Genomic DNA, 23,841 nt, shown 5'->3' on the forward strand with positions numbered 1-23,841 from the left:
TTAGATTCTAAAACCTTTAGATCCTATGCTGCTATTACCTACTGCCTATTACCTACTGCCTACTGCTTGCGGTAGCCGAATACTTTCTTATTTTGCTCGACGTTCCACGCCAGCACCTCATCATAGCCAAGGCCCTTCGCCTTATCGAGCATTTCCTGCCGCAGCTTATTGAACTCGGCTTCATTTTTCGCATAAATCATTTTCCAAGAAAATTGCCTGATTACCTGCGCCACTTGACCGCGCTTCTGCTCCAGCTCATCGCTAATAACGGAAGGTGGCGTTCCCGTGAACAATGGACGCATAATCGTCAGCTGATTATTTTTTTCTAAATAATCCTTAGCCGTCAGAGCGCCACCCATCGCAGCTCTCCAGTCTTGATCCAGCTTCGTAGGTGATTTCTCCAGCGTTGACTGCCATAGATTGTAATCGTAAGGCTCGCCATTGTCTGGGTTAATATTGGTCGTTTTAAAGGTCGTATTGTTCAGCTGGCTCATGCCGTCCTTCCACGTCCCACCGCCAAACTCTTCTGGCAAGGCTGTGTCATTTGCCGGAAGCACCTGCTCGCCAAAAGCAGTCAATACCGGCTTGCCATCCTTCAGCTCCCAGTTAAGTCCCTCTGGCCCGTTGGAAGAAATCATATTGCCTTCTGGGCTGTAAAGCCAATCAATGAACTCAAGCACGCGATCAGGGTGCTTCGTTTTTGAACCGATCGCCCAAACGCGGTTGCCTCCATAAGGGTCATAGCCATAAGAGAATGTCCGCTCTTCCTTGAACGGAACGAGTGCAAAACCTTTTCCTTCTGCCATATGCTCAGCTGTATTGTACGTGTCATCGAGCCATGGGAAGAATGTGAACAGCAGCTGGCCATCCTTCATTTTATTTACTACATCCTCAAACTTCTGCGTCATGGAATCCGGATCGACTAGCCCCATTTGATTCGCGTCAAAATAAAGCTTGAGTCCGCGCATGTAATAGCCGTCTTCATCCAGCACACCTTGATATTCGTCCTTGTCCCCCGAAACGAGCGTGAAGCCGCCAGAATTAAAGCCGTCGCCTTCATCAAAGCCATGAATACCAGCCCATGCTTTCGTCAGCACCATCATATTGCCATCCCAATCTGCCCACATAGAGAATGCATACGTCGGACGGCCAGATTCACTCTTCGGCTCCAGCTCCTGCATTTGCTTGAGCACCGGCAAATAATCCTCCATCGTATTGATTTCCGGTCTGCCCAGCTTCTCATACAAGTCCCAGCGCAAATTCGGATTGTAGGTCAAATCCTTCGCTTCGGACGGACCAGGCTTGTCGTCGCCAACATCGAAGCCGATGCCGTAGACGCTGGAGCCGCCGCCAAAGTTTGCTTTATTTTTCTCAATCGCCTTCGGTGCATATTTCAAAATATTTTGGCCTTTGCTGTCCAGCAAGCCTTCCTTCGTCCAGTCCACAAGCATGCCTGCTTTAATCGAATCCAAATACTTCTGGCCGTCATCGCCGAAAATAATCAAATCGCCAAGATTGCCTGCCGCCATCATCGTAGCGAATTTAACGTCAGCGCCGCCTTCAAGGTTGGAAGCAATAATATTCAAATTAATATTGAATTTATCTTTAATGACTTTAGCAAACCAGCCTGTCTGCTCGCCCGAGAAATTGGACAGCATCGAGAACACATCTAGTGTTATTTCTTCTCGCTGGCTGCTGCCTGCCGTCTCGGTTGCTCCACCCGCAGCTGGAGCTGTGCTAGCCGTGCTGGCCGGCCCATTGTTTGTGTTCGATGTACAGGCTGCTGTCGATACGATCAGCATCGCCGCCAGTAACAGCAAGGAAAATGTTTTACGAAATGATTTCAATGCAGTTGCCTCCCTTTTTTTAAAATATAAGCATTTATAAGTTTTACACCTATAAATTTCTCGGACTGAAATGCGCAGCGCCACCAAAGGACGGCGACAGCCATTTCACCTTGTTTCATGCTTATGCTCGACCTCCGACTTCGGCAGGCCACCCCCTTTCCATGCATGCACATAACGGATGACTGATTGCTCAGAGCCAGCTCGCCCTTACCCTTTAACAGCGCCAATCATAATGCCTTTGACAAAATACCGCTGAAAAAACGGATAAACGAACAAAATTGGAAGGATGACAATCATCGAAACCGTCGTTCGTATGGAGGTCGCGGTCTGCTTGTTTGTCAGGTCGATATTGCCTACCGCGCCCTGGGAATTGCGAATAATCGCGGCAAGCGATGTCGACTCGTTCAAATACTTGTAGAGCACAAATTGCAGCGTAAACAGCTTGCTGTTTGTCATTAGGAACACGGTGTCGATAAAGGAGTTCCACTGGCTGACTGCCGAAAAAATCGCGATTGTCGCCGCAATCGGCGTAATGAGCGGCATAATGATTTTGCTGAAAATAACGAAGTAGCCCGCCCCGTCCATTTCCGCCGACTCCTCCAGCACATCCGGTATGGATTCCACGAACGTTTTGACGAGAATGACATAAAACGGCGAGACGACTGCTGGCAAAATATACGCCCAAAAGTTGTTCGTCATATTCAGCTTCATCATAATGATGTACCACGGAATGATGCCCGCATTAAAATACATCGTAATGATGACAAAACGGTACCAGAAGCTTCTGGCCCACATTTTGCGCTTCGTAAATAAATAACCGAGAAAGGCCGAAGCCGCGACGGTGAGCAGCGTGCCAATAATCGTTCTGCCGCCCGAGACAAGCGCCGCTTGCGCCAATCCCTTTAATTGCAGCACCTGAATGTAGTTGTCAAAATGAATCATTTTCGGGTACAAGGTAACGAGTCCCCTGGCGCTGAGATCATTGCTGCTGATCGTATTAATAAACAGATAATAAAAAGGAAACAGGCAAAGCAGCGTAAACAAGGTGAAAAATCCGTAGTTGCAAATATGGAACAGCCAGTCCCCAAGACGGCGTTGCGTGTGCATGCGCCTCCTCCTTTCCTCTCGCTTAAGTTAGATGATCGATTCCCCGCGGACGATTTTGGACAGCTGATTAGCAAAGAACAGCAAGACGATGCTTATAATCGATTTGAGCATGCTGATCGCCGTTGCAAACGAGAAATTAAAGCCGAGCATTCCCGTGTTGTACACATACAGGTCAAGCACCTCGATATGATCTTTGTTAATCGCATTTTGGAAGACGAAAAATTGTTCCATGCCGTTGTTAATGAAATTAGCGATGGAAAGCAGCAGCAGGACAAAATACGTCGGCATCAGCCCCGGAACGGTAATATGCCAGATCATTCGGAAACGGCCCGCGCCATCTACCTTTGCCGCATCGTATTGCTCCTGATCAATGGAGGAAATGGCCGCGATATACATAATGGCGCCCCAGCCCAGCCCTTTCCACAAGCCCCACAGCGTCATCGCCAGCCAAGTATGGTCGTCCTGAGCCAAATAGTTAACGCCCATCTCCTGAAATCCGAGGGCAATCATCCATTTATTGACGACGCCGCTATCTACCGAAAACATCATGAAGGCTATCGAATAAACAAGCACCCAGCTGATGAAATTGGGCAGCGTCGTGAGCACCTGTACCGTTTTCTTATACCAGGTCGTGCGAATTTCAGTGAGCATTATGGCAAAAATAACGGGGAACACCGATGTTAAAATGCCGAGTGTACTCATCGCAAGCGTATTGCGCATCACCCGCATGACCTCTTGCGTCTGAGTCGGATTGGAGAAAATCGCCTTAAACCACTGCAGGCCGACGAATGGCGTCTCCGATAGCGGAAACCCTGGCCGATAATTGTAGAAGGAATATAACCAGCCGTACAGCGGAAAGTAGCTAAACAATAAAATCAGCACGAGGAACGGAGAAGCAAATAAAAACAAACGGAATTTGTCCGGTATTAAGCTGCCGCTGCGCCGAGACATCGAGCTTTGCGGACGGATAGCCGCCTTCATGTAATCCCTCCTGTAAAGATGTCGCAACCGCCTGCCAGGCTTTTCGTTTTCAGTAAGCGCTTACTAAAAATGAGTTCACCAGCACCCAGCGGTTGATCTTGCCTTTAGTTTAGCCTGAATAGCCCTTCAGCAGAGAGTGACAGCTGTTTCAGCTCGAAAGAATGTCGTTTGGTATATTTGAACGAAATTCTCCCATTAGTGAACCAAATTCCTACCTTCTCCTTCTTGCCTGCCGACAAAATAAAAGCCGCATGGCGTTTACATCCCATGCGGCTTGGAAATTTTAAAAACAATATTTTTGCAAAACATTTATACTTATGATACAGACAAACTTTCTTGTATATAACAGCAGCGTATCCCGTCCGCTTTTATCGTAATCACTTTCCCCTTTTGGAAGCTATTTTTGGCAGAGCATGCTGCGATTAGCGCAAAAAAATAGCAGGGAAAAGAGCGCTTGCCGCGTTCTTTTCCCTGCTAAAGCTTCTTTATGAATGATCCTTAATACTGCCTATTTCATTCAAATAAATGAGAGATTCAGCCCTTGAGCTGCTTATACTTCTCTGCGTATTTGCTTACGCTTTGAATGAATGTCGCATGCGACCAAGTGAGCGGTGCGACCGAGAGCGGGCTGCCATCGAACGGATTGAGCTGCTCCGCCAGCAGTCCGCTGGATAAAGCATGGTCTACGACCCATTGCAGCGTCTGCTTTGGCCCTTCCAGATCCTCGAGCTTCTGTGCAGAAGCAATTTGGTAATTGGCGACCCACAGCGTACAAATAATCCATGGATTGCCCGGAATTTTGTCAATGTCGCCGGTTTGCTGGAAATAATAATCGTTTGTATACCGCGCATGTCCGCCAACATCGGTCTGGATTCTTAAACCGTCCCTAATCGCATTCATCGTCCGAACGACTTTATCATCATCGACCGGCAGCACGCCAAACTCCCAAATGCCGAATACGCTGCTCTCCAGCGTCATATCCTTCACCCAGCCATTGTCCTTCTGAATGAGACCGCGCGCAAACCGTCCGCTTTCCTCATCCCACAGCTGTGTCAGCATGCCATGCTTGATCGTCTGGGCTGTATTGCGATAATGGTCGCTGCGCTCGTAATCGCCGAACAGCTCGGTGAAGAAGGCTGCTGCCATTAAGCCGCCATATACAGAAGCGACGGTATAGGTCCAGATGCCGTAGCGCTCTTCCCATAGGTCATAGCTTGGCTTAGGCAGAGATAGCTCAGGCTCTATATAGCTGCTGAGGAACGTAGCTGCCTTGCGGATTAAGTTGCTGTATAAGGACTGAGGCAGCTCAATAACTTGATTCCGCAAATAATCCTGCCATAATGCGAACAGGACGAGCGCTGTCTCGTCTTCCTGAATCGGAAGCCTTTGGCTGCCCTGCACGATGTACGGATGCCAGCTGGAGCCGACCGTTCCGTCCGGATTGTATTTGTGATACAAATAGCCGTCTGGTGCAAGCGCTGCTGCGCAAAAATTGAAAAATGGGGCGATTACGCTCTGGTAACCGGCAAGCGACATCGATTCGGCAATCAATGCGCCGTCACGCGGCCACATGTAGCTGTAATGGTCACGATTGTATTGCAAAATATCGGTGTCATTGGCCGCCAAAATCGCGCCGCGCTCATCCACCTGTGTGCGGACTATGAGCAGGCTGTGACGGAACATCCGGCTGATGCTCTCATTTAAATCGCCCAGATCGCTCTCCGCTCTTCTCAGCCAATGATTCCAATAAATAACGACACGGCTAAGCAGCTTTTCTGGACTATTATCGAGGACGTATTGATTAAGCTCCTTGACCTCCTCCAGGTTTTTACCAATTGACATCCAATAATAAAAGGTTTTTTCGCCGCCCCCCGGCACATTGGCGCTAAGGCCAATCGTGCTGTCCACGGAACCTTGGGCAATCGTATTGCCCATTAGCACGCCATCCTCTGCATCACGCCAGGTGCCTTCCGCAGAGTGGAAACGCTTGATGCCCGTCGAATATTGCATTAAGCCGCCTTCATCGCTCGAGCCGCTGAACATAAAATAATTCGAGCGCTTGTAATGAAACAGCGTATTATTTTCCGGGTAATAAGCAGCTGTATCACCAACCTCCGAGCCGTCGATCATCAAATCCTGATGAAAAAACAGCCTTGCCTCGCGGGCATCATTCCGTAAATTACGTACGACGACTCGTTTAATATAAATGCATTCGCGCTGATGAATGCCGTCATTCATTTGCAGCTCAACGCCAAGCCCCTCATGCCTTGCTATAATATTCGTAACGAGCGAATCATCAATGTAGCCAAGCTCAATATTCCACTCTGGTTCATCCAGCCAGGAGAAGACGCCACCAATCCAAATGCCGAAGCGGCAATAGTGGCCGCCCACATGATTGAGCTGTCCCACATAAGGATAATAAATATCGCGGATGTAACAGGTTTGATCTAAATTCACTAGCAGCTTGCCATTGCCAATTACAAGGTGACGGGGCATTGTTTGTTCTCCTCTCGCTGTAACAAAAGTTGATGATATACGGCTACATAGGCTTTGGCGGAGCGATTCCAGCTATAGTTCTCCTTGGAGACATTGTCTATAATTTGTTTCCAGGCCTCTGGATTCCGGTATAGGCGAAGCGCTCTGCTAACCGTACTCCAATATTCATCGGCATTATAGCCCACAAAGCTGAAGCCATTTCCTTCTCCAGTATATTCATCATAAGACTGGACGGTATCCTTTAACCCCCCGGTCTCCCTAACGATCGGGACAGCACGGTAGCGCAGCGCAAGGAGCTGGCTGATTCCGCAAGGCTCGAAGCGTGAAGGCAGCAAATATAAATCAGCTCCTGCGTAGATGCGGCGAGCAAGCCTCTCATTATAGCCAAGCCTTACCGCAATTTTGTCAGGATAACGCTGCGCATACTGCTGCAGCAGCTGCTCATAATGCCACTCGCCCGAACCAAGAATGACGAGCTGGACATCTTGTTGCAGCAGTTCCTCAAGCCTAGCCGTGATGAGATCCAGCCCTTTCTGCTCAACAAGCCGGTTAACCATGCCAATGAGCGGAATTTCCTCCGATTCCGGCAGTCCAAGCTCCTGCTGCAAATCGAGCTTATTTTTCCTTTTTCGGCTAATGGAATTACGGTATGGCGTATGCAGCGAGGAATCCTTCATCGGATCATAGGACTCATCATCAATGCCGTTTACAATGCCTAGAAGATCGCCTTCGCGATGCCGCAGCAGCTCCTCCAGACGCTCGCCATATTCACTGTCCTTGATTTCTTCCGCATAAGTATGGCTGACTGTCGTCAGCTTGTCTGCGTACACGAGGCCGCCCTTCAAACAGTTGGCTGCGCCATGAAACTCCAGCCCCTCCGGGCCAAAAGCCTCATCACCCGCACCCGTTAAATCCTGAAGCTGCTTGATGCCTAGTACGCCCTGATATTTCAGGTTATGGATAGTGAAAACGGTGCGGATATCCGCCCATTCTGCCGCATATTTCGTCTTGAGCAGAAACGGAATGAGCGCAGTTTGCCAATCATGGCAATGGATGACATCAGGAAGCACATCAACAAAGCTTAGCGCCGCCAACACAGCAAAGCTAAAAAACACAAAGCGCTCAGGATCGTCTCCATACCCATATAACCCTTCCCGCTTAAAATAAAACTCATTATCGATCAAATAATAGCAAACGCCATCGATTTCTCCGCGAAATAGCCCGCAATATTGGTTGCGCCAGCTAAAGGAAACATTGAAGGATGCAATTTGTTCGAAATATTCCAAATATTCTGCTGGAATGTCCTCATATTTTGGCAAAATAACGCTCGTGCCGATTTGACGTTTAACCAGTGCTTTGGGAAGAGCGCCTGCAACGTCGCCCAAGCCGCCGGTTTTTGCGAGTGGCGCGGCCTCCGAAGTTGCAAACAAAATATTCATTTTTTCTCCTCCTGTTTCGCTCAAAAATGTAGCCAGCAGAGGCTGCGACACGCTGTAGACAAGTCCCAGCTTTACCCCCAGCCTCATGCCTGCTATTCATTTAGTTAGATCGTCTTGCGCTTGCCCGCCAGAAAGGGCAGCTTCTCTGCTCCTCTTATATCCCGGTTGCAATCGACTCGTACATCCTTATCCAAAATACTATGCTGAATCAGGCTATTTTCGCCAATGATGCCATTTTGCATGATGATGCTATTGCGTATGACTGCCCCTTTGCCAATATGGACACCCCGAAACAAAATGCTGTTCTCCACGGTTCCTTCAATACGGCAGCCATTGGCGATTAATGAATTATTAACCTTGGAGGATTCCAAATATCGCGCAGGTGGTTCATCCTTGACCTTCGTGAAGATCGTGCCCGGCTGGAAAAACAGCTCCTTCCACACTTCAGGACAAAGCAGATTCATGCTATTGGTAAAATAGCTTTCAAGCGTATTGACTACGCCCAAATAGCCATCGTATAAATGTCCATAAACCCGCAGCTTGTTCAAGCGGGAGAAAATCGCATGGCGTACGAGATGATCCTGCCCCTGAGCAAGCGAGGTTTCTACGAGTTCCATGAGCAAATCTTTTTTCATCACATACATTTCCATTGAGGAAACATCGCTCAGCATTCGCCCATAGTTTTCCTGAATCGATGTAACTCGGCCATCGCTGCTCATCTTGACCTTGCGCGCCTTGCCAGGCAGATCATGCTGCTTCTTGCACACGATTGTAATATCCGCCCCGCGTGCCTCATGTTCATCAATAATCGGATTGAAATCAATATTGCAAACCATATGGCTGCGCGTAATGACAACATACTCCGCCGTTGAACGGTTGAAATAATCGCGATTTTGATAAAAATGGTATAAATCACCACGGCTGATTTCCTGCAAATCATCCGTGGCCGGCGGCAAAATAAACAAGCCGCTCTGGCGATTATTCAAATCCCAATATTTACCTGATCCAAGATGATCCATCAGCGAGCGATATTTCGTATGCGCAAACACCGCTACCTTGTTAATGCCAGAGTTCACCATGCTGGACAAAATAAAATCAATGAGCCTGTAGCGTGCTCCAAACGGCACGGTCGCAAGGCAGCGGTTTTGCGTTAAATGCTCCAACTCGTCCGTCTCGTGGATTAAATTGATAACGCCCATTATCCGGTTGCTCATGATGGCTCCACCTCCAGCAATACGTGATCATTCGCAACAAACTGTCCGACAGCTACGACGGTAATCGCATCATCCTCCGGATCGCCAATCTGCACGCCGTCTTCGATTACAGCGCCTTCGCCGATAATTGCCCGGTAAACGCGCGCCCCTTCGCCAATCCGCACATTCGGCATAATGACGGACTCGCTAACCTCACTGTCCTTCTCCATCTGGACGCCATAGAAGAGAACCGAGCGATCTACCCGCCCTTCCACAACGCAGCCCTCCGTCACCATAGATGATATCACCTCGGCGCCTGCCGCTACGTATTGTGCTGGCCGATTAGGATTGACAGAGTAGATGCGCCAGTCTTTATCCGATAAATCTAGAGAAGGCTCCTCTGCGAGCAAATCCATATTCGCCTCCCACAGGCTTTCAATCGTGCCGACATCTTTCCAGTAGCCGCGGAAAGAATAAGCGCTGACGATGAGGCCATCCCGCATCATAGCCGGAATAATGTCCTTACCAAAATCATTGCTGGACTGGCGGTTCGCCTCGTCATAAATTAAATATTTTTGCAATACCGACCATGTAAAAATGTAGACGCCCATCGAAGCGATATTGCTGGTAGGCTTTGCAGGCTTTTCCTCAAATGCAGTTATGCGGTCTTCATCATCGACATGCATGACACCGAAGCGGCTGGCTTCCTTCCAATCTACTTCTATACCTGCTATCGTTACATCCGCCCCGCACCGCTTATGATGCTGAAGCATCAGATCGTAGTCCATCGTATAAATATGATCTCCTGAAATGACCAAGACATAGCTTGGATTATATCGCTCAATAAACTCCATATTCTGATAGATCGCGTTGGCCGTGCCCTTGTACCAGACGCCGCCCTTCTGTTTCACATGCGGAGGAAGAATAGCCATGCCTCCATCGCTGCGATCCAGACCCCAAGGCGTTCCAATGCCCAAATAACGATTGAGCTCAAACGGCTGGTACTGCGTCAATACACCTACTGTATCGATACCTGAATGCGTGCAATTGCTTAATGTAAAATCAATAATCCGATATTTCCCGCCAAAATAAACGGCAGGCTTGGCCAAATCCTTCGTCAGTACTCCAAGACGTTTTCCTTCACCCCCTGCAAGCAGCATTGCCAACATTTCTTTACGAGCCATGGACACCAACTCCTTATTCATGAGTGTCCCCCAGAACCTGGTTGAGAGAGCAAGGCGATAGCGGGGGAAAATGTGATGAGATGCAACATTAGCAGCCGTGCCCAGCAATCGTATCGCTGACGAAATAAGGCTTCTGCCTTATCCCCGAGTCCCGGGTCAAATGATTTGTCGTCTATGAAAGAGCGGTAACAACCCGGCTCTGGCACTCCGATTTGATAGTTGGAGCAGCATTTTGGAGTAGTTGGCTTTAACAACAAACCCTTGCCACATCATAATCATGATATGACAGATTGTCCGGCAATATGAATATATGCCAGAATAGAACTGGAAAAGTGCTTCCGTCCGTAAGCAGAAAACTATGGAGCTAAAATGAAAGTGAAGCACAGAGCAGCTTAATTGTGATAAATTCGTATACGAGAGTTCTAAACTTAGCGGTGTTCTTGCCATTGAGTGAAAAATAGCTGTAGTGGGGATAATCATCCTGCAAGCTTGGAAAGCTACGATTGACAAGGTCTGCTCCTTCCTTCTAAATTGGACAAAAGCGACGGTTGCCTGATTATTTTGAGGTAAATGGGGCCAAGGGCCCCATCTTGCAGCTAGTTATATTATACATCTTTCATAGCCAAATGAAACCTTAAATTGCTGATTTACTGACTGATAGCAGATGAATATGCATTTATTTTTATACTGTACGGCTTACCCGATGAATGTAATAATGTTTAGAGCAGTATCCCTTCGTGCTGGCGCTTTTTGTACAATTAATCCATTTACAGTTCGTTACAATTTTTGTTCTACGGGGCCGGATAGTAAGAGGGTCTCCATGACGCATAAGACGTTGATGGTGCATGGAGCATAATTCTCTGGCTTTGACGGGTTTGGTGCAGTTCTCAATGTTGCATTCATTATTCATGGTGTATCTCCTCCGGAATCAAGCCTTCTAATATATATCCCTATTTATTGATTATTTTAACAAGGATAGTGACCAGTTAGAAAGCGCGCTGAGCGCCCAATAAGCTGTAAAAATCGGACAGATATCCATACATCCGCTAGCTATATGCCCGCTAAGCTTTCAAGTTTAATTAATTAAACCTTAATATACTTTACATAAATGCCGCACAGCTGGCTCAAAGGAGCGAAAACGATTGACGGTTTTTGAAAGAGTGTTTCAAATGATGGACAGTCCTGCTGCTATTATCCGATCTGTAAAGCATTATGGCTTCATCATGGATGTCAATGAATCTTTTATTCGCTTAACCGGTCTGGAATATGAATATTTGATAGACAAGCCGATAGGCGAACTGCTTGAGAACTGGTCGCTCAAGCACTATAAGACCAGCACAAAGCGGGAAGGACTGCTCCACACCTGCAAGCCCGGAGGAACGCCTGTCATGGTGGAGCATAATACCCTGAGCATGCTAAACGAAGAGCGCCAGGCATTATCGCTCATTGTACTGAGTGATTTGAGCTCCCATCATTGGATTGAACAGCAATTCGAGACGAATACGGTGCTGTTTAGCGGTATTCTCGATGCCAACTATCAGGTGCAACTTTTGAAGGATCCCTTCCCCGCCTATTTGTTAGTTGACGGCCATTTGAATGGAGAGTCTTTTCTGGAAATTGTGGCCGAAAGCGAGCATCTTCGCCTGCTTCATATTTTGGAGGAAACTCGAAAATTCAAGAAAACAAACCATATTACTGTAAAAACAACTAAAGTGAACGGCGTAGAGCTTGAAGTAAAGATAACGTTCACTCCCATCTTTGACGGATTTGGACGAATTAAGGAATATGCCTTTATCGTGCTTGATTTGCAGCCTATTAATACGCATGAGTATATTGATTCCAGCATGCGGCTGAAAATTTGGATGGCAAAACGCGACATAAGCGCAGGCCAGCTCGCAGCTGCCACAGGAATTTCCATCCAGACGATTTCTAAGCTGCGCAATGGAAAAATAAAAATGCCCCAGCGGCTTACGGCTGAACTGATTGCCTCGGAGCTTAAGGTTGACTGTTTAGAGATTTGGCAAAAAATACGCAAATAAGGGATGGTCCCCTTCAGGACCATCCCTTATTTGCATTCTATATGTTATTAAGCGGCTCGGCTAACTGCGCTTTGTCCAGAAAGCATGTTGGCTCGCCCATGTAATAAAGGTGCAGCTCATGCATTGCTCTCGTACAGGCCGTATAAAACAGCTTGCGCTCGTCTTCCCGTCCATATATTAGGCTTGAAGCATTATACAAAATAACAGCGTCAAACTCCACGCCTTTTGCCAAATAGGAAGGAATGACGACAACCCCCTGCTCGAACGTCGACGTTTCTTTGGCAATCAAATGAATATCCGGCACGATGGCGGACAAGGCTTCAAAAGCAAGCCTGCTCTCCTCCGCTGTCTTGCCTATAACGGCGATCGAGCTATTGCCCTGCTGCTTGAGCGCTTCGATCCGCTGGGCAATTTGCTGCTTCAGCTCTTCCTCGCCAGCAATAGCTGTAATCGTTGGCCATGGGCCGCTGCGATTGAATGGAATAATCCGCTCTCCGCCCGCGATAAAGCTGCTTGTAAACTCGGAAATTTGGCGGGTAGAGCGATAGCTCCGCGTAAGTATGACGCGCTCGGTTTCCTGCTCCTCATACATGCCCGCTAATGCATGAAAGCTGTCACCGACTACGGCATGGGCGAAAATCGACTGGTTCAAATCGCCAAGCGCTGTAATTTTGCAGCTCGGGAAAATTTTCTTTAAATAATGGAATTGGAACGGCGAATAATCCTGCGCTTCATCGACGAACAAATGCTTAACCGACGTATTCGTCTGGAAGCCCTCAAGCAGCTCCTTTAAATATAAATAAGGCGTGGCATCCTCATAAAATAATTCCTTCCGCGCCAGCTTCTCAGCCGTGCCTTCGCAGATCGCAGCCCAAAGCTGCGGATATTCGCCTTCCTGCTCGTTTGCTTCATGAAACAGCTGGCGATACACCTCCGGCATATCCAGAAACTTGAGCCGTTTAACCCTGCTGCGCAGGCGCTTAAAGCGCTCCTGAACAATAATCGCCGCCAGACGGTCGCTCTCCCGCTTATGATCATCGAAGGAATTTTGCGTAAACCCTTCCTTATCCAGCAGCTCGCTGTAAACCGTATTATACGTTTCGTTATCGAGCAGCTCCATCTCTTCTTCTACCCAGCGCTTGCCCCGCTCCTCGCGCCCAAGGCGGGTCAGCTCCTTGAGCAGCCACTCCGCAGTCATTCGCAGACGGTTTGGAACCGGATGAGATCGATTTTGACTGTAAAAATGCTCATGTATCGCCTCGGCAGTAATTAAGGTGCGGCCGCGGAATTTCAACGCACGGAAGCGCAGTCCCTTCTCGCCGAGCGAAGCGGCATACCGGTCAATAACCCCAATAAAGGAAAGGCTTGATTTATAGCGGATTCCTTCAATGCGAGCATCATATTCACTGCCATGCGCGGCAGAGAGCGTATACTCCAATTGGGAGAAAGGGTCCTCCAGATCAAAGGTTTGAACTAGGCGATGCTCCAAATACTGCTGATACGTCGTCTGCTGCATATTTTGCTCGCCAAGCTCTGGCAGTACGGTTGCGACGTAGCTGTTAAACATCGGATTTGGTGAAAAGAGGACGATTTGATCGGCATTCAATGTACCGCGATAGCGATAAAGCAAATACGCCACCCGCTGCAAGGCGGCTGAAGTTTTGCCGCTTCCCGCCGCTCCCTGAACGAGCAGCAGGCGAGCCTGCTCATTGCGGATAATTTGATTTTGCTCGCGCTGAATCGTCGCCACAATGCTTTTCATTTGCGAATCCGACTGCTTGCCCAGCACCGCTTGCAGAATTTCATCGCCAATCGTTACTCCCGTGTCGAACATCCCTTCAATTTCGCCCTGGCGAATGATATATTGACGTTTCAGTGTCATTTCACCTGAAATTTGTCCACTAGGCGTCTCATACTTAGCAGGTCCCGGAGAATAATCGTAATACAGGCCGGATATAGGCGCACGCCAGTCATAAATTAAATAGGTGGCCCCGCTTTCGTCGAGCAGTGAGCCTACCCCCAAATAAATCGGTTCAATTGCCTCGCGGCTCTCGCCATCCTCTACAAAATCAATGCGTCCAAAATAGGGCGATTGCGCCAGCTTCTTCAGCAGTCCCAACTGCTCCATCGCTACGCGGCGCGTCCGCTCCCGCTCCGACAGCAATTCCGCCTGCTGCTTCAAGCTTGCATGAGTCTCCGCAGATTCGGCGGAATCCTCAAAATTGACGGTTACGTCATCCCAGAAGTTTTTACGAATGTCTACAATGTCCTCGCGCAGCTCTCCAGCCTGATCCTGCAAGCCTTCGATTTGCTCTTTGACCCACTTCGTTACCCGATTAACTCGCAGCTGTTCTCGTTCAAGCTCAGAATTCGGCATCATAGGTCACGCTCCTTATATATAAAAGTAGTACTTCCCCAAAGTTTCAAATCACAAGGTGAAACGACCGCGTGCCGTCCTCTGGTGGCGCAATGCGTTTCAGTCCGAGAAATATAGAGAAAGGATGGCGATATCATAACCTTTCCTATATTTCAAATAAACATTGCTCGCCCTAAAACAAGCGATTATAATGGCAAAGGCAGAAATATAATCATACATGCTGCATCGCAGCAAAGCAAGCCGCGGTTCGTAAACTCCCGCGTTATCAAAACTAGGAGGTTTTTTTCACATGTTCAACTTGTGGTTCGGCGTTCTTTTTATGCTCGCCCACTTCACGCTGTTTCTCATTTCCTACCGTTTATTCGGCAAGGTCGGCGTCTATGCCTGGATCGGCATGGCAACCGTTATCGCCAATATTCAGGTCGTCAAAACCGTTGATTTGCAAATCGGAACATTAGCCATCGTCATTACGCTCGGCAATACGATGTATGGCACCATTTATTTGGCTTCCGACCTGCTTAACGAGAAATATGGCGAAGCCGATGCAAAAAAAGCGGTATGGTTCGGGTTTTTCACCTTAATTGCCTCAACCATTATTATGCAGATGGCGCTTCTATTTAATCCAGCCGAGCCCGGTCTGGAGGCGCAAGCAGCGCTTCAAAGCATATTTGGCATGCTGCCGCAAATTGCACTTGGCAGCCTATGCGCCTATTTTGTAAGCCAGTTTCTTGATGTGAAAATTTACACGCTGCTCAAGCGGCTGTTTCCAGCCCGCAATCAGCTGTGGATTCGCAATAACGGCAGTACGATTGTCAGCCAATTCGTCGATACGCTCATTTTTTGTACGATCGCCTTTGCGACCGAATATGAGCTTGATGTATGGATGTCGATCTTCCTGTCTACCTATGTCATTAAGTTTCTGGTGTCCGTCTGCTCGACGCCGTTTCTATATGCAGCGCGAAGCTTCACGTTCAAAAAAGAATCCATCTAAATTCATAAATTCAAGGTGAAACGGCTGTCGCCGTCCTTTGGCGGCGCGTTTCAATCCGAGAAATATAGAGACAGGATAACGAAATGATATCCTTTCCTATATTTGTACAAATAACCTCCCTTCTGCCGGGAGGTTATTTGTTTACAGCCGCATTTTATTGATAAAAGCCGATGTCATCCAGCATCACCCGGCCAGCCGCTCCGGAAAAATAAAACGTTATCTGCGTAATTTTCGCCCCGGATGGCCAGCCCCCTGCTTCCGCAAACCGTGCTAGCGGCAAGCTGTAGGTCTGAAACACCGATTCAATGCTCTCTTTATATTTTCCCTTCTTAATCCGCTTCTCCAGCCAAGGGGCAATGGTAAACTGCGTTTCGAAGGGCAGCGGAATATCGTTAAAGCTGGATAATGGCAAGCGCACCGCCTGCCCCTGTGAAGGCACAAGCTCCAGCTCGATTTGCGGCGCAGCTGCCGCATCATCATCCCTATTTTCCACTCCCATATTTTCCATAGAAAAGCTGAACGTATTAAGTCCCTTGGAAACGATGGCCTCGCTATACGTCCCTGCAAGCTCCAACGTATAGGACGCAGCAGCGTCCCATTCCAGCACAGCACCGCGCGAGCCCTTATTCCGATTGTCCCGGTCCTTCGCCTCCGACTCCTCCCATACCTTGAAGCCTTCGGCACTCAGCTTGCCTCCGCTCGGCAGCGTCAGCTTGTTCACGTCTTCTTCATAACGCGCTGCCGCGAGGAAGGAAGCATCCTCGTATCTGCTTACATAATTGCTGGAGGAGGGGAGCCAATCCGGCGCCGTTTTGTTATTTTCGAACAAAGGCTTATAAGCATCGTTGCCGTGCAGAGTAGATTCCAGAAAAGCCGAGACATACACTTTGGCCGCCTGCTGCTGCTCCGCCTGCGTCATCATGTTCTGCTGATTAAGAAACAGCCCGCCGGGAACCCGTTCATCCATCATGCCCCAATCCGAATTAAAGCGGCTGTGGTTCGCCTCGGACATATAAAGCGACGCTTTAAAATACGGCGAGCCTAGTGTAAAGCTGGTGCGAATGTACTGCCTGTCTCCGTAAAAGCTGTTGACGTCGCCATCCCTTGCGCCTTGCAGCGTCAAATAGCTCACATCTTTAATCCGCGCCGATGCATTGTCCACCTGCTTATCCGTCGGAGCCAAAGCCACTACGGAAGCAAAATTGACCTGGGCGATGCTGGAAAGCCCTTCATCCTCGGCAAACCATCGTTTGTAATCCACGGCCATCGCTACCGCTTGACCACCACGTGAATGTCCAATTAAAGATACCTTGGAAAAATCAACTTTGCTGTAAAAGGGATTATCCGTCAGCGTACTGAACGACTGGATTTGCTGAATGTGCTTGAGCATGATCCATGCCCGCATTTTCATATCCTGCTCAGGAATGCTCGACCAGACTGAATAATTAAGAAAGTTTTCATCTACCGATATCGCGATAAAGCCCCGGCTCGCAAGCAGCTCGCCCAAGTAGGCATAGCCTGCGTCCGAAAACTCCTCCATTAAATGATTGCCATGCACCATGAGCACAAGCGGGAACGCTCCATCGCCTTCCGGCATCCACACTCTCGCGTTTAACGGAAGCTCGCGTTGATCAAAGCCCCAAAATTGCTTCTTGAGCCACGCCCACTTTTTAATGTAAGCCGATGCGTCTACGGAGGTCGCGAGCAGCTCCGTCTGCTCGCCGTATTCGCTGCGCTGCTTGTCGCTCCCGCTGCCATAGGTAAAGGCCTTATAGCTGTAATCGCCGGGCAATGCCGGATTGTCAGCTTCAATGGAAGCAAACGGCACGCCGTCCCCTAGGCTCATATCCGAGGCCCCATCTGCAGATGAATAGTTGGAATCCATATCGGCGGCAGGTGCTGCATCATCAGAAGCTCCGCGCAATTGATTCGCTGCAACGTTTACAAATAGTGCTCCTGCCAAAATAATGCCTGCTATGGCGAGCCCTCTGCCAGGCAGCTTCACTATTTGACCGAGCAGCATGCCTGCCACCGCGCCACAAATCGCATACGCCGCTGCAAACAGCGCCGCCATGAGCATGCCAAATTCCGAATAATACAAAATGAAATAAGCTTCAAATCCTACGTATAAGAAAAAACCGGCAAACAAGCGAGGAACAGGCACAAAAACAAGCGTTAGCAGCACTGAGCACAGCTGCGCGGCTGCATACAAGGCCACGGTATTTAACGACACAAAACCGCCGATATCCACAAGCGTCCCAAATCCCGTCGGCATGCCCAGCGCTACCAGCACCATCGCCAGCGTTCCCGCCATCAGCAGCCCTGCGGAGCCATGGTAGAACAGCGTCCTGTCATAGGCGAGCCGCTGCTGCATCCGCGCCTTTAACCACTGGGCCAACCGCTGCCTCTTAGGAAGCTTCGGTGGCGGAACAAAGCCTAATGGCCCTAATGCTGTATTCACTTGCTCTCAGCTGCCTTTATAAAGAGCCAATTGCGGTTCTCACGCTGTTCGACCTCTACAGGCACGCCAAAAAAATCGCTCATTCGCGCTGATGAGAGCACCTTGCTTGTATCACCGGCTTCAAAAACCCGGCCATCCTTAATCAGCAGCGTTTGATTAAAGCAAGGCAAAATTTCCTCTACATGATGGGTTACATAAATAATAGTCGGCGCATCCGGCTGCTGTGCCACCTGATTGATCATCTCCAGCAGCTGTTCTCTCGCAAACACATCGAGCCCGGTACAAGGCTCGTCCAAAATGAGCAGCTTAGGCGCAGCCATCAGCGCTCTTGCAATGAGCACCCGCTGGCGCTCGCCCTGCGAGAGCGTGCTGTACGTCCGGTTCAGCAATACTTCACAGCCGAGGCTGCGCATCAACGAGATTGCCTGCTCTTCATCCTCCTGCAGCGCTTGATCATACAGCCCAATCGTAGCGAATTTTCCGCTTAAGACAATTTTGAAGGCGGTATCCTGACCATGCAGCTTCTGCTGGAGCGATGTGCTGACCCAGCCTATGCTTTTGCGCAGCTCACGCAAATCGTATTCGCCAAATTTATGTCCCAGCACCGATACAGACCCAATCGTTGGCCAAATATAGCCGTTAATCATATTTAAAAGCGTCGTCTTCCCGGAGCCGTTAAGCCCTAACAAACACCAGTGCTGACCCGCTTCAACCTGCCAATCAATCCCTTGAAGGACGATCTTTTCTTCCCGTTCCCAAGTTACGTTTTGAATGTCTATAATCATTGCTCTCATCCTCCCATGTAGTCTAAATTATATGTAAAGTGACCGTAACATTCAATCCTTCAACACCACCCGCCTAGTGGGGCGACGTTGTGCCTCCACCCCCGAAATGAGCAATGTGGACGCGAACATGGTACAATAATAGCAGCAATAATGATATTAGGAGTGAGGGATCGCATGCAGCGAGATATGATGAAGCAATGGGCGCACTTTTTTTTAACGTATAAATTTGCCTTGGATGAAGTAGAGACGAAGCTGAATATTTTAAACGAGGAATTTCAATTTATTCATGACTACAACCCGATTGAGCATGTCAAAACGCGGATTAAAAACCCCGAAAGCGTCATGGACAAGCTCCGCCGCAAAAATATGGATATTAACTTGGAAAATGCAAAAGAACATATTCGCGATATTGCTGGCGTTCGGGTCATCTGTTCTTTCTCCACTGACATTTATCAAATACTGGAAATGATCAGCCAGCAAACCGATGTTAAAGTGATTGAAGTGAAGGATTATGTCCTCAATCCGAAGCCTAACGGCTACAAGAGCCTGCATCTCATCGTAGAAATCCCTGTCTTCCTGACGAACCGCATTGAAAATGTGCTTGTTGAAATTCAAATCCGCACGAGCGCGATGGATTTCTGGGCTAGTCTGGAGCATAAAATTTATTACAAATATAATGAAGGCATTCCTCCGGAAATTCAGCAGCAGCTGAAGGAATCCGCCGACATGATCAATTTGCTCGATAAACGCATGCTCGCTCTGAATCAAGAGGTACTTAAGCACCGCGAATTCGCGATAGAATAATCGCAAAAAGCCTCCGGCACCGCTGTATAAGCGGATGGCCGGAGGCTTTTTTTTCAAGGTCAGGTTATCGCGCGGTACAATGGAATAATGACAACAGCGAGCACAAAGGCAATGAGGCCAATTGTGACTGCCCATGATCCAAGTCCCTTCGCCCCTTGTCTGTACGCAACAAAGCCAAGCACTGCTGCGGCTGCCCCCATTAGCGCGGGCCATAAAAACCATGAGACGATCGCAAACACCAAACCGACCCAGCCCAGCGCGGTGCCTCCCGCGCTTTCCCTCACCGTATCCTCGCCTTCGCTTTTGCTTTCGCTGCGCGGTACATAAGATACGGGAACGGGTACACCAGCGGCAAATTCCCCCGCCATTTCTTCATTGATATTACGGCTTGCACCGTTTATTTCTTCATCGGATAACAATGCTCTATGATGACGCTCTTCCAACGCTGCCTCGTCGTTTTGCTCCTTCTCCCCATGACTGCTGCCCTCTGTTTCATCCCAGCGTTCCATTTGGGCTCACCTCCACTTCATAAGCTTTGCCTTTCGATTCAAACCATCTTAGCCTGTCCTTCTCCACCTGACAGCCATCCCCAGCTGCTTAGCGCGCTTTAAAGGTATGGCAGCATGTTGCAGACGACTTCGCCGCCTGGTCCTGATGCTGCAAGCCAAGCTCTTCAGCGGCAAATTCTGATCCAAAATCGGCACTTGCATGCTGATCAATATCAATCGCAATGGAATCGGCGCCACAGTTATTACCTTCTGACCAAAACGTGCAATTCGATACGCTGCATGATACGCCCTTTGGCATAAAAAAATCACCTCCGCTATCAAGTTTCCCTGAACGGAGGTGATTCATTCTGCCTTATTTTTGCCCCTGCATCCGACGCTGGGTCATGTAGTCTGTTTCGTAGTAGGCAAGCTCATCGCGCAGCTCTTCGTAAATTTTGGATAAAGACAATACGATATCGCGGGCTTCACGAACAGGCTTGAACAAGAAGCGAATCGCGTCTTGACCCGTGTATGCGTAGCGGCCATCTTCGGAATAACATTCATTTTTAGGATAGAAGAAGGCATTTACACATTGATGGTACACTTCGTACAAGGCACGTTCTGCAAAATCGTTATCAAAATTGGGGCGTCTGAGCAGTACTCCCAGCTTTTCAACCGAGACTTCAGAAAACACCAACAAATGTCTCAAATCGGATAGCAGGCCTTTGTAAAAATTTTGCGCCTCGTCACTGCTTTGCTCCCCATTCAATTGTACGAGCGAATAGTGATTCAAAAATGGCTCCAATTGATTCACGGCTTCTTTTAGTTTAATACGGGTTGTCTCACTAAGTGGTTTGACATTAGTCGCTGGCATAGGTAGTTCCCCTTTCTTCAATCCAAACAAGCTTAAACGTTGCAAGATCATAAAACTCTAGGCATCAACATAGTACCACAAATTACTTGCAGATGGTACTGGAGAAACGTTGATTGTGCCGCATATTTTCTGGATTTTAAAGCGAACCTATACATCAAACAGGCTCATGCTGTTATTCCAGCTGTCATTTAATGGAGGTTTGCGCAAATGAAAAAGAAATGGATCGGCGTCTTTACCGTGCTTGTTGCGGCGACGCTGCTGATTCCGACTGCACCTTTGTTTCTTCCTCAAGGCAATAGACCGACTGCCCCTGTCAAAAGCTTGTCTGCCGACCAGGAGAAGCAGCATAAGCTGCGCACGCTTAATCGGGATATGGAGGCCACTTCTTTTCTGTGCGTCTCTGAATGCACCAAAGAATTTTATAAGCTGATGGACACGAGCCAGGCCGGGAAAACCCGGAAAACAGGAAAAACATTGTCGACCAAGCACGTTACCAGCATGATGAACATGCATAAGCATATGTCCTACATCCGCTTGATGAACGGAGAGCGAAGCGTACAGCGCGGTGCCATTCCTTCTAACTCCGGCAAAAGCGAAGTAGAAGCAGCTGCGGCAGCCGTCAAGCAGGGCAAAACCTATGAATCCAAGCCATTTGTAAATGAGAGTGGCAGCCGTTTCATCGTGCTCGGGGTTCCCCATCAGAAATACCGCGGCATGGGCGTCGTTGGCGTCATTAAGCAGGATATTGTCACCCAGGTGGAGCGCCATCAGAAGCGCAATTTGCGGCTTGTCCCCTATCCAAGCGAAGGCAACTACCGAATTGAGTCGGTTATTCCGAATACGAACCGTGATACAACGGTACAGACCGGGGAAGACAATGGAAATTCCAGCCATTACCATGTGAAGGATGTTGTGGTCCATTTTGCCGAGAAGGTAACCGATGAGCAGCTTGAAAAAATGAAGCAATCCGTTAACGCTGTTTCCGTCAACCAAATTAATCAGATCGACAATACCTATGTGTTCCGTTCCAAAAATATGGAAGCGAAGCAAATGAAGGAATATTTCAGCCGCTCCTGGAAAACGGAATATGTCGAGCCTCACTATTTATATATGACGAATGAAACAAATAATGACGGCGACAGCGGGGACGTCATTCCCAATGACGCGCTGTATGCCAAATATCAATGGAATTTACCCTCCATTGAAACGGAGAAAGGCTGGAAGCTGTCGAGGGGCAGTGATCAGGTCATTGTAGCGGTACTGGACACTGGCGTACAATTGGATCATCCCGATTTGCAGGGCAAGCTGCTGGATGGCACCAACATTGTCGACAGCGAGGCTGAGCCGGATGATGATGTCGGTCACGGTACGCATGTAGCTGGCATCATTGGTGCATCCGTCAACAATGGCGAGGGTGTCGCCGGCTTATCCTGGTACAACAAGGTGATGCCAGTCAAGGTGCTCGACAGCAGCGGTGCGGGCTCAACCTACTCGGTCGCTCAAGGGCTGATCTGGGCAACTGACCATGGCGCCAAGGTGATTAATATGAGTCTCGGCAATTATGCTCAGGCTGATTTCCTGCATGATGCAATCAAATATGCGTATGATCATGACGTAGTCCTCATCGCCGCCAGCGGCAATGACAATACGGATCGCCCAGGCTATCCAGCCGCTTATCCGGAAGTATTCGCTGTTGCGGCAACAGATTCCGCGCAGAAAAAAGCCTCTTTCTCCAACTACGGCGACTATATTGATGTGGCTGCACCGGGAGACAGCATTGCCAGCACGTACCCTGGAGGCCAATATGCGGCGCTCTCCGGCACCTCAATGGCAAGTCCGCATGTAGCGGCGCTAGCTGGTCTCATTCGGTCCGTCAATCCGGATTTGACGAATGAGGAAGTGATGGAAATTATGCGCAAATCGGCCGTTGATCTGGGCGATCCTGGTAAGGATGTTTATTTTGGTTACGGAGAAATAGACATTGATCGTGCTCTCAAAGCCGCAATGAACTTTAATACGGCACTCCAGACGTACCCGGACAAGACGAAAAACCGTCTCAATTCCATCACGCGCAAATACGAGAAATAAACTGATGGGAGGCTGAGCGGGCATGGCGTTTGCGCTGCTTGGCAGCGAGTCTGCATAAGACATGAAAAGCATGGCATTGAAGCAGCTCACTAGCTTCCTGTCATGCTTTTTTTAAAACAGCTTTATCTGCTCGATTAATATCGGATTAAGCTCCTCGGACTTCACCCCGTATGGCGCAAAAAATTCGCCGACCAGGCGGCGATGGCAATAACGATGGTCATGGCAAAAACAGAGCAGCACCACATGGCTGCCCTCCAGCAGCATGCGGTAAACCTGGCGAAGCGCCTCAAGCTTGCGATCGAATTGCAGCTCCGCTACAAAGCGCTCTTCATATTTCGGCCACCATGCGAAATCAGCATCTTCTTTTCGCCCATCAAGCGAAAACTGGAATAAATCCTGCGAAGGCGCCAAGGCATGGCACATGATCACATCCGCAATATCCATCTCCGCTCGCGTAATCATCAGCTTTTTCGCTGCGAAATTTATTTTTTTCAAGCCATTTAAATTGCTCGTATACAGCTTGCCTGAAGGCAGCATATGAATCAACCTCCTACGAAAATGCAAAAAAGAGATGCAGGGCCGTTAGCTCCCGAAGGAACGTCCACTAACATCTCTATAATCGCAAATGACGAATGGTTCAAAATATAAGAATTTATAAGTTTCACACTTATCATTAGGCTTATATTT

At 48.6% G+C, this 23,841-nt stretch carries 18 protein-coding genes; 4 read left to right on the forward strand and 14 right to left on the reverse strand.

From position 1 onward, the window contains the following. Positions 1-59: 59 nt before the first annotated feature. The 7 genes from MHB80_RS18635 to MHB80_RS18665 all read right to left on the reverse strand — a co-directional run bounded on the left by MHB80_RS18635 (position 60) and on the right by MHB80_RS18665 (position 10,247). Positions 60-1,847, reverse strand: a complete 1,788-nt coding sequence (locus tag MHB80_RS18635) for an ABC transporter substrate-binding protein (RefSeq protein WP_341278375.1) — start codon at positions 1,845-1,847, stop codon at positions 60-62. Positions 1,848-2,054: 207 nt separating this feature from the next. Continuing rightward, a complete protein-coding gene (locus tag MHB80_RS18640; RefSeq protein ID WP_341278376.1) occupies positions 2,055-2,954 on the reverse strand; it encodes a carbohydrate ABC transporter permease in 900 nt (299 codons plus the stop codon). 27 nt (positions 2,955-2,981) lie between these two features. After that, positions 2,982-3,935 (reverse strand): ABC transporter permease subunit, encoded by a 954-nt coding sequence (locus MHB80_RS18645; RefSeq protein WP_341278377.1) that lies wholly within the window; start codon positions 3,933-3,935, stop codon positions 2,982-2,984. A 534-nt stretch (positions 3,936-4,469) separates the two neighbouring features. After that, positions 4,470-6,431: a glycoside hydrolase family 15 protein gene (locus tag MHB80_RS18650; RefSeq protein ID WP_341278378.1), complete on the reverse strand. Its 1,962-nt coding sequence runs from the start codon at positions 6,429-6,431 to the stop codon at positions 4,470-4,472. Then, positions 6,413-7,870 carry a glycogen synthase GlgA gene (glgA, locus tag MHB80_RS18655; RefSeq protein WP_341278379.1) on the reverse strand — a complete coding sequence of 486 codons (1,458 nt, stop codon included), beginning with the start codon at positions 7,868-7,870 and terminating at the stop codon, positions 6,413-6,415. The genes MHB80_RS18650 and glgA overlap by 19 nt, the downstream gene beginning before the upstream one ends. A 104-nt stretch (positions 7,871-7,974) precedes the next feature. Next, positions 7,975-9,084: a glucose-1-phosphate adenylyltransferase subunit GlgD gene (gene glgD, locus MHB80_RS18660; protein ID WP_341278380.1), complete on the reverse strand. Its 1,110-nt coding sequence runs from the start codon at positions 9,082-9,084 to the stop codon at positions 7,975-7,977. Continuing rightward, on the reverse strand, positions 9,081-10,247 hold the full coding sequence (locus MHB80_RS18665) for a glucose-1-phosphate adenylyltransferase (protein ID WP_341283026.1): 1,167 nt from the start codon (positions 10,245-10,247) through the stop codon (positions 9,081-9,083). Before MHB80_RS18665 ends, glgD begins: the two co-directional genes overlap by 4 nt. Before the next feature lie 1,142 nt (positions 10,248-11,389). Here MHB80_RS18665 and MHB80_RS18670 point away from each other — a divergent pair. Next, complete coding sequence (locus tag MHB80_RS18670) at positions 11,390-12,286, forward strand: PAS domain-containing protein (RefSeq protein ID WP_341278381.1); 897 nt, start codon at positions 11,390-11,392, stop codon at positions 12,284-12,286. A gap of 37 nt (positions 12,287-12,323) precedes the next feature. On the opposite strand, the gene helD is transcribed toward MHB80_RS18670, so the two are convergent. Continuing rightward, positions 12,324-14,666: an RNA polymerase recycling motor HelD gene (gene helD / locus MHB80_RS18675; RefSeq protein ID WP_341278382.1), complete on the reverse strand. Its 2,343-nt coding sequence runs from the start codon at positions 14,664-14,666 to the stop codon at positions 12,324-12,326. A gap of 286 nt (positions 14,667-14,952) precedes the next feature. Between helD and MHB80_RS18680 the strand changes: the two genes are divergently transcribed. Continuing rightward, positions 14,953-15,654, forward strand: a complete 702-nt coding sequence (locus MHB80_RS18680; protein WP_341278383.1) for a queuosine precursor transporter — start codon at positions 14,953-14,955, stop codon at positions 15,652-15,654. Between the two features lie 154 nt (positions 15,655-15,808). On the opposite strand, the gene MHB80_RS18685 is transcribed toward MHB80_RS18680, so the two are convergent. After that, a complete protein-coding gene (locus MHB80_RS18685) occupies positions 15,809-18,052 on the reverse strand; it encodes an alpha/beta hydrolase (RefSeq protein WP_341278384.1) in 2,244 nt (747 codons plus the stop codon). A 59-nt stretch (positions 18,053-18,111) separates the two neighbouring features. Next, a complete protein-coding gene (locus MHB80_RS18690; protein WP_341278385.1) occupies positions 18,112-18,900 on the reverse strand; it encodes an ABC transporter ATP-binding protein in 789 nt (262 codons plus the stop codon). Positions 18,901-19,074: 174 nt separating this feature from the next. Here MHB80_RS18690 and MHB80_RS18695 point away from each other — a divergent pair, with 174 nt between their 5' ends. Then, on the forward strand, positions 19,075-19,704 hold the full coding sequence (locus tag MHB80_RS18695; RefSeq protein ID WP_341278386.1) for a GTP pyrophosphokinase family protein: 630 nt from the start codon (positions 19,075-19,077) through the stop codon (positions 19,702-19,704). 59 nt (positions 19,705-19,763) lie between these two features. Here the strand turns inward: MHB80_RS18695 and MHB80_RS18700 are convergent, their stop codons facing one another. From MHB80_RS18700 to MHB80_RS18710, 3 genes are all read right to left on the reverse strand, one after another. Next, a complete protein-coding gene (locus tag MHB80_RS18700) occupies positions 19,764-20,213 on the reverse strand; it encodes a hypothetical protein (protein ID WP_341278387.1) in 450 nt (149 codons plus the stop codon). A gap of 88 nt (positions 20,214-20,301) precedes the next feature. Then, entirely contained in the window at positions 20,302-20,511 is a 210-nt protein-coding gene (locus MHB80_RS18705) for a DUF1540 domain-containing protein (protein WP_056029269.1), read from the reverse strand. 54 nt (positions 20,512-20,565) lie between these two features. Then, positions 20,566-21,066 carry a YpuI family protein gene (locus MHB80_RS18710; protein ID WP_338551943.1) on the reverse strand — a complete coding sequence of 167 codons (501 nt, stop codon included), beginning with the start codon at positions 21,064-21,066 and terminating at the stop codon, positions 20,566-20,568. A gap of 207 nt (positions 21,067-21,273) precedes the next feature. Between MHB80_RS18710 and MHB80_RS18715 the strand changes: the two genes are divergently transcribed. Further along, positions 21,274-23,154, forward strand: a complete 1,881-nt coding sequence (locus tag MHB80_RS18715) for a S8 family peptidase (RefSeq protein ID WP_341278388.1) — start codon at positions 21,274-21,276, stop codon at positions 23,152-23,154. A 111-nt stretch (positions 23,155-23,265) separates the two neighbouring features. Here MHB80_RS18715 and MHB80_RS18720 read toward each other — a convergent pair whose 3' ends face one another. Then, complete coding sequence (locus MHB80_RS18720; RefSeq protein WP_341278389.1) at positions 23,266-23,691, reverse strand: DUF488 domain-containing protein; 426 nt, start codon at positions 23,689-23,691, stop codon at positions 23,266-23,268. Between the last annotated feature and the right edge of the window lie 150 nt (positions 23,692-23,841).

This window comes from Paenibacillus sp. FSL H8-0537 (assembly GCF_038051995.1).
Classification (GTDB): Bacteria; Bacillota; Bacilli; order Paenibacillales; family Paenibacillaceae; genus Pristimantibacillus.

What these genes read in the sequence shown, in the direction of transcription:
- MHB80_RS18715 (WP_341278388.1), top strand. Translation starts at nt 21,274, where the DNA reads ATGAAAAAGAAATGGATCGGCGTCTTTACCGTGCTTGTTGCGGCGACG.
- MHB80_RS18720 (WP_341278389.1), bottom strand. Translation starts at nt 23,691, where the DNA reads ATGCTGCCTTCAGGCAAGCTGTATACGAGCAATTTAAATGGCTTGAAA.
- MHB80_RS18680 (WP_341278383.1), top strand. Translation starts at nt 14,953, where the DNA reads ATGTTCAACTTGTGGTTCGGCGTTCTTTTTATGCTCGCCCACTTCACG.
- MHB80_RS18710 (WP_338551943.1), bottom strand. Translation starts at nt 21,066, where the DNA reads ATGCCAGCGACTAATGTCAAACCACTTAGTGAGACAACCCGTATTAAA.
- glgA (WP_341278379.1), bottom strand. Translation starts at nt 7,870, where the DNA reads ATGAATATTTTGTTTGCAACTTCGGAGGCCGCGCCACTCGCAAAAACC.
- MHB80_RS18640 (WP_341278376.1), bottom strand. Translation starts at nt 2,954, where the DNA reads ATGCACACGCAACGCCGTCTTGGGGACTGGCTGTTCCATATTTGCAAC.
- glgD (WP_341278380.1), bottom strand. Translation starts at nt 9,084, where the DNA reads ATGAGCAACCGGATAATGGGCGTTATCAATTTAATCCACGAGACGGAC.
- MHB80_RS18645 (WP_341278377.1), bottom strand. Translation starts at nt 3,935, where the DNA reads ATGAAGGCGGCTATCCGTCCGCAAAGCTCGATGTCTCGGCGCAGCGGC.
- MHB80_RS18665 (WP_341283026.1), bottom strand. Translation starts at nt 10,247, where the DNA reads ATGGCTCGTAAAGAAATGTTGGCAATGCTGCTTGCAGGGGGTGAAGGA.
- helD (WP_341278382.1), bottom strand. Translation starts at nt 14,666, where the DNA reads ATGATGCCGAATTCTGAGCTTGAACGAGAACAGCTGCGAGTTAATCGG.
- MHB80_RS18700 (WP_341278387.1), bottom strand. Translation starts at nt 20,213, where the DNA reads ATGGAACGCTGGGATGAAACAGAGGGCAGCAGTCATGGGGAGAAGGAG.
- MHB80_RS18705 (WP_056029269.1), bottom strand. Translation starts at nt 20,511, where the DNA reads ATGCCAAAGGGCGTATCATGCAGCGTATCGAATTGCACGTTTTGGTCA.
- MHB80_RS18650 (WP_341278378.1), bottom strand. Translation starts at nt 6,431, where the DNA reads ATGCCCCGTCACCTTGTAATTGGCAATGGCAAGCTGCTAGTGAATTTA.
- MHB80_RS18690 (WP_341278385.1), bottom strand. Translation starts at nt 18,900, where the DNA reads ATGATTATAGACATTCAAAACGTAACTTGGGAACGGGAAGAAAAGATC.
- MHB80_RS18695 (WP_341278386.1), top strand. Translation starts at nt 19,075, where the DNA reads ATGCAGCGAGATATGATGAAGCAATGGGCGCACTTTTTTTTAACGTAT.